Here is a 7,473-nt window from a genome sequence, read left to right on the forward strand (position 1 = left end):
CACCATTCGGGGCTTTATATAAAGCCGCCTCATATAAAAATACCTCACTGGCTAGTGAGGTATTTTCGATACGGTTAAACGTCAAACACTAGACATCAAACACTGAAAATCGGACTGTATGGCTGCTATATCAACTGGCTAATAGAGAAGCTTAAGACAGTAATACTACTTAGCAACCGCCTTGAAATAAGCAACTTGGCTGTCATTCTTAATGGTCAGAATCGGCACATTATTGGCATTTTCATGGATGCTATATTTGCCGTTTATTGTCTTTACAGCGGCTGCATCAAAGCTGGCTTGTGGCTCAGGACATGCCATCATCGTACTGATACCGCCTGATATCTGCACTTCTCCATCAACGACACTATAGCCTGCGCCCATGTTGTTACAGGTATTCATATAGGAGACGCGGTTATTGCCGTTTGTTTCAAAGAAGTTCAGTGTCAAAGGCTTTTGTGGATCAATGAATAACTGTGTGATTTTTTCGCCGTTACTGCGCTTAGCATCGACCAACTGCCAATTATAGGCTTGTAATTCTTCTGAGGTGACTGGCTGAGACACAGGTGACGTCACGCTAGTGGTTTGGCAGCCAGCAGCGAAAGTAGCGGCAGCTAAGGTGGTGGCCATCATTATTTTTGTCATATTTTTCATATAAACTCCTCGAACTATTGATTCTAAAATTTCTACTAAATATAAAACCTGCATGAACTCTGCAGCCTAAGGTGTGTTCATCTCTCTCAAAGCAGCATAAGCATCCAAACGTTTACGCTCAGCATCATTGAATAACTGCTGCTCAAGCTGCTCTATCTGATTCTGCACTTGCACTTGCTCTGAACTCGAGCTTAATAAGCGCTGTTTTTGTATCTCATACTGAGTAAAGCGCTGATCAAAATCAATATCTTCCTGATCTACTTGCGCCAACCTTGTAGCAGCAGCTGCTCCAACCAGTTCACGGCGCATATTGTATAACGCCTCAGCTGATGCACCTCTGGTTTTCATTTGTTCAGTACGAGTGATAAGCTCATTGAGGTTTGCCTGCTGAGCAATACTGTCTGTGACCTCATTATCTGGCATCCGACTGATATAATCTTGTTTTGCTGCTTCTTTTTGAGCATCAGACATCTGCTTATTTTGATGAATTCTAACCATTTCCATACTATACGCATCATATTCATCTTCTGCACCAAAAAAAGCAAGGATAGTTGGCTCCTCAAAGTACTGCTGACGCAGCTTAGCAATATCTTGCTTTTGCTGTGTAACCATATCTAAATCCATTTTCCCACTTTGTGTCGCTTGTAACTGTAAATTTCCGTACTGGTCACCTATTCCAGAAAGCTCTTTTAGATAAGCAGTATACTGATGAAATATTGCAACTGCTTGACTAGCAGCAGGTTCTGGCGTGTGGTGTCGAATGTAACTCTCAACACGCATCAATATAACGGCTTCTTCCTCTTCCCCTAGTGCTGATAAAAAATAATCAAACAACCGTCTCAACCCTTCAGTAACGACCAGCTGTTTATTTTGATCAATAATAATTTCGCCATCAACTTGCGTACCCTCCAAGGAGCGAGGTAAACGCTCTAGCCCTGTGATAAATGAAGACTGGTTTTCACTACCAGTCGTTTGGATCATCTGATCATCACCCAGCTCAACTGGCAGCTCATCCTCAGTTTCATGACCGAGGGAGTTAGTTTCCGATTGCGATGGTGCCATATTTGTACGATCGGGCTTGAACCACATAATCACCGCCGCAGTCGCGACGAACATGATTACAGCAATTATAATAATGAATGAGTAAGCTGGGCGGCGATTATTTGACATAAATAATATATCTTCTTATTACAAGTTATTAAAAGTTGACTTAAAGGTTTGCATTTTTCAGACGATTGACCTGAGCGCGATAAATAGATTTTGGCTCAGACTGTCCCCATGCTGTCAAACCTAACACTTGATCCGCTGAATCTAAGTGATTCATTCGATAGTTATCACGAACTACGTAACCAAGCCGACTTGAACAGGCCGACACCAAACCATCATTACTCTCTCCTGCAAACGGCACACTCGTTGCCGCTAATACATAATCGCTAGGATCAACTATGCTGGTGAATTGCCCAACACCGCTAAATGAGTAATACTTTATGCCATTGACGGCAGTACTGGTCGGCTGACCACAATAGGTTTGTGGCAGTGCAGCTGGGAATTTGGCATTGAAATCAGCAGCGCCGTCAGTAGTTAAAGCTAAGAGTGCTTTCCAACCATCTTGTTCTTGTATCTCGTTAAAGCTGATACCTGAGCCGACATCTGTAAAACCACCAAATAACTCGAACGCGGTTGCGACCAATGGTGTTGTGATCTTAGATGGACTTCCTGAATCGTTGTTTGGCTCAAGGGTGTTTTTGACAAAATCTGCGGTTTTTGAACCTTGTTCCGGACTTGCTACTGCCGTCACTGAGGCAACATATTGTGGAGCAACACCAGCAACATAACGAATATCTATACCACCTTGACTATGCCCAAATAAGTTGACTTTAGGCTTGCCTGAGATAGCAGTGATGGTTTTAACTTGTTGTAAAAGCTGCTCTCCACGAACTTCACTGTTATTAACCGCTGATGTTTTAGTGGTGTAAACCTGTGATCCTCCGTTTACTAAGTTTGAGGGAATTCCATTGAAGTAATCTGCAATCCCGAACATTCTAGAGCGTGTCCTCATTTTAAAAATGGTAATAAAAATGAGATAAATGGCAGTCAAACAAGGAAAATAGCGCAGATAATATCGAAATATTAGTCAGCTATTTGACGCCGTTTGGCAACATTTAGTCATTTTTAACCCATTTAGAGAAATATCGATTGAATTGAGGACATGCCCTAGTAAAGCCAAAAAGTCCATGAGCCATGACGACTGGATACTTGGTTTGAGTATATCTAGAAGTGAAGAACTTACTATCAACCAACTTACAGCCATTGGCATTGGCACAATTATAGTATTGACCTGCGGCTTGGGCGGATGTGGTTTGCATTGTCCATTGTCATTAAGAGGATACCAGTACTGATTGATCCGAGTATTGGTAAAAGAAATCTCAGGCTGAGATCATTACGCACAGAAGAAAGCATCATGATAAAATCCTTGTTATCGTTAAAGTTGATGATCTTTACGTTGCAAAATAATCCGTAAAGAATTACTGCTAATCCATTTAGCAATAGAAACAATTTTAGTTGTATATTCTATAACCTGCAACTAATTCATATGACCGCTACAGACACGCTACTTTAACTGTAGCGGTTATATGGATTTTCACCTCACCGTAAAGCAATTATTTTCAATGACAGTAATAGGATTCACTATCACTTAAGGTCAAACTGCCGTTGCTCCATTTGTGTTATAATCAGCCCACATTGAATCCATAATTACAAGACAGATGATGATGATGACTAAAAAATCCCTTATTCAGTCTCCAGAAGCCCTAGATAAAATGCGCGTGGCCGGTAAACTGGCCAGCGACGTGCTAGTAATGTTAGATGAGCACGTTAAAGTCGGTATCAGCACTGAAGCTCTAAACCAAATAGCCCACGACTATATCGTTGATGTACAAAAAGCAATCCCTGCACCACTCAACTATAATGGCTTTCCAAAATCAATATGCACCTCAGTCAATCATGTGGTGTGCCACGGTATCCCAACCGAAAATAAGCTGTTAAAGGACGGTGATATTATCAATATCGATGTGACCGTGATCAAAGACGGCTACTACGGTGATACCTCAAAAATGTGGATCGTCGGTAACGGTTCTATCATGGCCAAGCGTATCTGCAAAGTCGCACAAGACGCGCTCTATGCAGGCATGAGTGTCGTGAAAAACGGCACACGTCTTGGCGATATCGGTGCAGCTATCCAAGAGGTAGTAGAGCCTGAACGCTTCAGTATCGTTCGTGAGTTCTGCGGACACGGCATTAGTGATGAGTTTCACCATGAGCCGCAAGTCATGCATTACGGCAAAAAAGGTACTGGCTTTGAACTAAAGACTGGTATGACCTTTACCATCGAGCCTATGATCAATCAAGGGACGTGGCAAACTAAGATTTTGCCGGACGAGTGGACAGCGATTACTAAAGACCGTAAGCTGTCGGCACAGTGGGAGCATACGATGGTTGTAACCGACAATGGCTGTGAGGTGTTTACCACTCGCCCTGAAGAAGATTTAAGTTTTTTGACGCAGTAATACAATCAAAGATCGCCTAGGCGGTCTTTTTTTTGGCTCAAAATTAGGGCATATTAAGTGTTGTGCTTATGGGCTTTTTATTTTTATACTCTAGGGCGTGACTTTGTTTCAAAAACGGTAATAACAATGTCAAACCATATCAAACCATTTTTGCCCGTTTAGATGACCATTCATTGAATTGAAAAATTGCCCTAATACCCTGCACACCCTTGCGCTTTTATCAGCAGCCTTGTAGCCAATCGATTTTTAGCTTCATTACTTTATTCCTCAACTTTTAACTGGATAACACTCATGTTTAATTGTGATATCGCCTCTTTTGATCTGACACCGCTACCGATACTAGCGAATGGTATGCATACACCGCCGCTATCGGACAAAAAAGCGATAGATAAGAACCTACTCGGCATCCCTGAATGGTTGTCCCAGATCAATGACGATATCAGCCGGTCACTAGAGCGGGGTACCAGTATTCGTCAGTTGGTCACAGCGCGTGCCTGTGCTATCGACAGTCTATTGGTCGCTTTGTTTACCATGTTTGAGATGGATAAAACAGATCTGGCATTGTTTGCCACTGGTGGCTACGGTCGCGGCGAGTTATCGCTTTATTCAGACATCGATATTTTGCTACTATCTCCTAACGCCATCAGCGCTGATGCCAGCAACAAAATAGACAAATTCATCACCACATTGTGGGACTTAGGATTAGAGCCAGCGCTTGCCGTACGCAGCATCGGTGAAGCCATGGAAGCCGCGCTTGACCACACTATCGCCAGCGCGCAGTTAGAATCTCGCTTATTAATCGGCAACGAAACGTTGCAAGATATTCCTGTCCAGATAGTGAATGAACAGTGGTCGCCTCGTGATTTTTTTGACGCAAAAACCCAAGAAGCCAAAGCTCGACACATACAGCACAACTCTACTGAGTACAATTTAGAACCCAATATCAAAACCGCACCTGGCGGCTTGCGTGATATCCACCTCATCGGCTGGGTAACGAAGCGTTATTTCCGAGTTAGTAAACTCTATGACTTGGTACAACAAGACTTTTTAACCGAAAAAGAGTTTGACGAGTTAAGCTTCGCTGAAGGATATCTATGGCAAATACGTCATCATTTACACGTCTTGACTGGTCGCAATGAAAACAAGCTGCTCTTTGATTATCAACGTGAAGTCGCTCAAATAATGGGCTATACGACTCAGCCCGATGATGAGCCTAATGCAGCGGTTGAACGTTTTATGCGTGATTACTATCGCTGTGCCATGCAGATATCAACGCTGTCAGAGATGCTGACCAACCATTACTATGAGACCATTATCGAGCGATATCTGCCCGATGATGAACGACCAAAAAAACAACCGATAAACGCCCGCTTCAACCGAATCGGTAACCAAATATCCATATCGCATCATCGGGTTTTTGCTCAACATCCAGAGTCGATTTTAGAGATGTTTTTGTTAATGGGTCAATACGATCTAAAAAACGTCCGTACCCATACCTTGCGTGCATTGAAGATTGCTGCCCGTGGCATCGATCAGGTTTATCGTGATAACCCTGCGCATCAGGCACTTTTTTTAGCCAACCTAAAAGAACAGAACTATCTATTCCACCGTTTACGTACGATGAATCGCTACGGTGTCTTGGGTAATTATATTCCTGCTTTTGCCCAAGTCACTGGTCTGATGCAGTACGATTTATTTCACCGTTATACGGTCGATGCGCATACGTTATTTTTGATTCGCATTTTACATCGCTTTACTGACCCACGGTTCTTTGAAAAGTTTCCTTTGGTCAGTGCTATTTTCCAGCGCATTGATCGCAAAGAAATCTTGGTACTGGCAGCGATGTTCCATGATATTGCCAAAGGTCGTGGCGGTGATCACAGTCAACTAGGGGAAACAGAAGCAATTGAGTTTTGCTTAACACATGGTATGAGTAAGGCAGACGCTCATCTGGTCGGTTGGTTGACACGCTATCATTTATTGATGTCGATGACTGCACAAAAGAAAGATATTTCAGACCCAGAGGTCGTCACCGTCTTTGCTGACTTGGTCGGTAACGTCACCCACCTCAACCATTTATACGTCTTAACCGTCGCCGATATGAACGCCACAAACCCACAGCTTTGGAACAGCTGGCGTGCGACACTGATGAAACAACTGTATTCACAGACCCGTCGTATCTTACGTGCGGATATCGATGCACCGACCAATCGCCAAGACATGATCAGCGATACCCGCGATCAAGCGCTAAAAATGTTGGATAATGTCGACAATCAACACATGAATCGTGATGAAGTTTTACGACTATGGGATGATTTGGGCGATGAATACTTTTTGCGAGAAATCGCAGAAGATATTATTTGGCATACCGAGGCTATCTTGAATCACCCGCCCATTGGTTTAGCCTCAAATGAAGACAGTCCACCACTAGTAGTTCTACGTGAGCATCGTGAACTGGCACTTGATGCCGTTCAAGTCTTTATCTACACTGAAGATCAAAAAAACTTATTTGCTGTCACCATGGCAGTGTTCGATCAAATGGGTTTAGATGTACTAGATGCTCGCATCATCACAGCGACTCGTGACTTTGCATTGGATTCATACGTACTACTGGATCCTAGCGGCACACTATTGGTCGACGAAAACAACCAGCAAACGCTCAAGCAATGTTTGATTAATGCCTTTAGAAATCCAGAAGCACCTAAGTTGGTCAACAAACGTCTTCCTCGTCAGCTTAGACACTTTGAAGTAAAAACCGTGATCTCTTTTGACTTTAATGGCGCTTCAGGTCAGCACATCATGAACCTAGAAACTCTTGACCAACCAGGGCTTCTAGCACGCGTTGGGCAAACATTTTTGCAGGAAAAAATAGAAGTCCATGCTGCTCGTATCACGACATTGGGAGAGCGTGCAGAAGATATGTTTTATATCAGCGACCAAAATGACGAGCCACTGTCTGAAGATAGACTCGAAGCATTAAAATTAGCATTGATAACCAGTCTCAATGAGAAAAAAGACGCTACCATGATATAAAGTTATTGCGTTTAAATCATCGCGTAGAAAACTTGTATAGAACAGCAAATACGCACTATCAGTCTATTGATGGTGCGTTTTTTTAAATAATGATATTTTGACGATGCTTGATCAATAACACCCTTAATTGACCTGCTGTTTTTATTATTCAAATTTTTAAATAAATCAGCAACAATAGCCATGAGAAGCAAAAGACAAAAAATAGGAGAAGTGCTACACTGCT

General features: G+C 42.7%; 7 protein-coding genes. 2 read left to right on the forward strand and 5 right to left on the reverse strand.

Annotated features, from left to right (window positions below):
• Window positions 1-165: 165 nt before the first annotated feature.
• The 4 genes from L0J61_RS07655 to L0J61_RS07670 form a co-directional block, all read right to left on the reverse strand.
• The gene (locus tag L0J61_RS07655) at window positions 166-651 is read right to left on the reverse strand and encodes an META domain-containing protein (protein ID WP_301465806.1); all 486 of its coding nucleotides are present in this window, start codon (window positions 649-651) and stop codon (window positions 166-168) included.
• Between the two features lie 66 nt (window positions 652-717).
• Window positions 718-1,821, reverse strand: coding sequence for a lipase secretion chaperone (locus tag L0J61_RS07660; RefSeq protein WP_301465808.1), 1,104 nt, complete (start codon window positions 1,819-1,821; stop codon window positions 718-720).
• Window positions 1,822-1,861: 40 nt separating this feature from the next.
• Window positions 1,862-2,692 carry a triacylglycerol lipase gene (locus tag L0J61_RS07665; RefSeq protein WP_301465809.1) on the reverse strand — a complete coding sequence of 277 codons (831 nt, stop codon included), beginning with the start codon at window positions 2,690-2,692 and terminating at the stop codon, window positions 1,862-1,864.
• 121 nt (window positions 2,693-2,813) lie between these two features.
• A complete protein-coding gene (locus L0J61_RS07670) occupies window positions 2,814-3,017 on the reverse strand; it encodes a hypothetical protein (protein ID WP_301465811.1) in 204 nt (67 codons plus the stop codon).
• Between the two features lie 405 nt (window positions 3,018-3,422).
• On the opposite strand from L0J61_RS07670, the gene map reads away from it, so the two are divergent.
• Window positions 3,423-4,217 carry a type I methionyl aminopeptidase gene (gene map, locus L0J61_RS07675; protein WP_301465815.1) on the forward strand — a complete coding sequence of 265 codons (795 nt, stop codon included), beginning with the start codon at window positions 3,423-3,425 and terminating at the stop codon, window positions 4,215-4,217.
• Between the two features lie 291 nt (window positions 4,218-4,508).
• Window positions 4,509-7,250: a [protein-PII] uridylyltransferase gene (gene glnD, locus L0J61_RS07680; RefSeq protein WP_301465812.1), complete on the forward strand. Its 2,742-nt coding sequence runs from the start codon at window positions 4,509-4,511 to the stop codon at window positions 7,248-7,250.
• 11 nt (window positions 7,251-7,261) lie between these two features.
• On the opposite strand, the gene L0J61_RS07685 is transcribed toward glnD, so the two are convergent.
• Window positions 7,262-7,473 (reverse strand): hypothetical protein (locus L0J61_RS07685; protein WP_301465814.1); only part of this gene is annotated, 212 nt, incomplete at its 5' end.

It is taken from the genome of Psychrobacter sp. (assembly GCF_030457785.1).
GTDB lineage: Bacteria > Pseudomonadota > Gammaproteobacteria > Pseudomonadales > Moraxellaceae > Psychrobacter.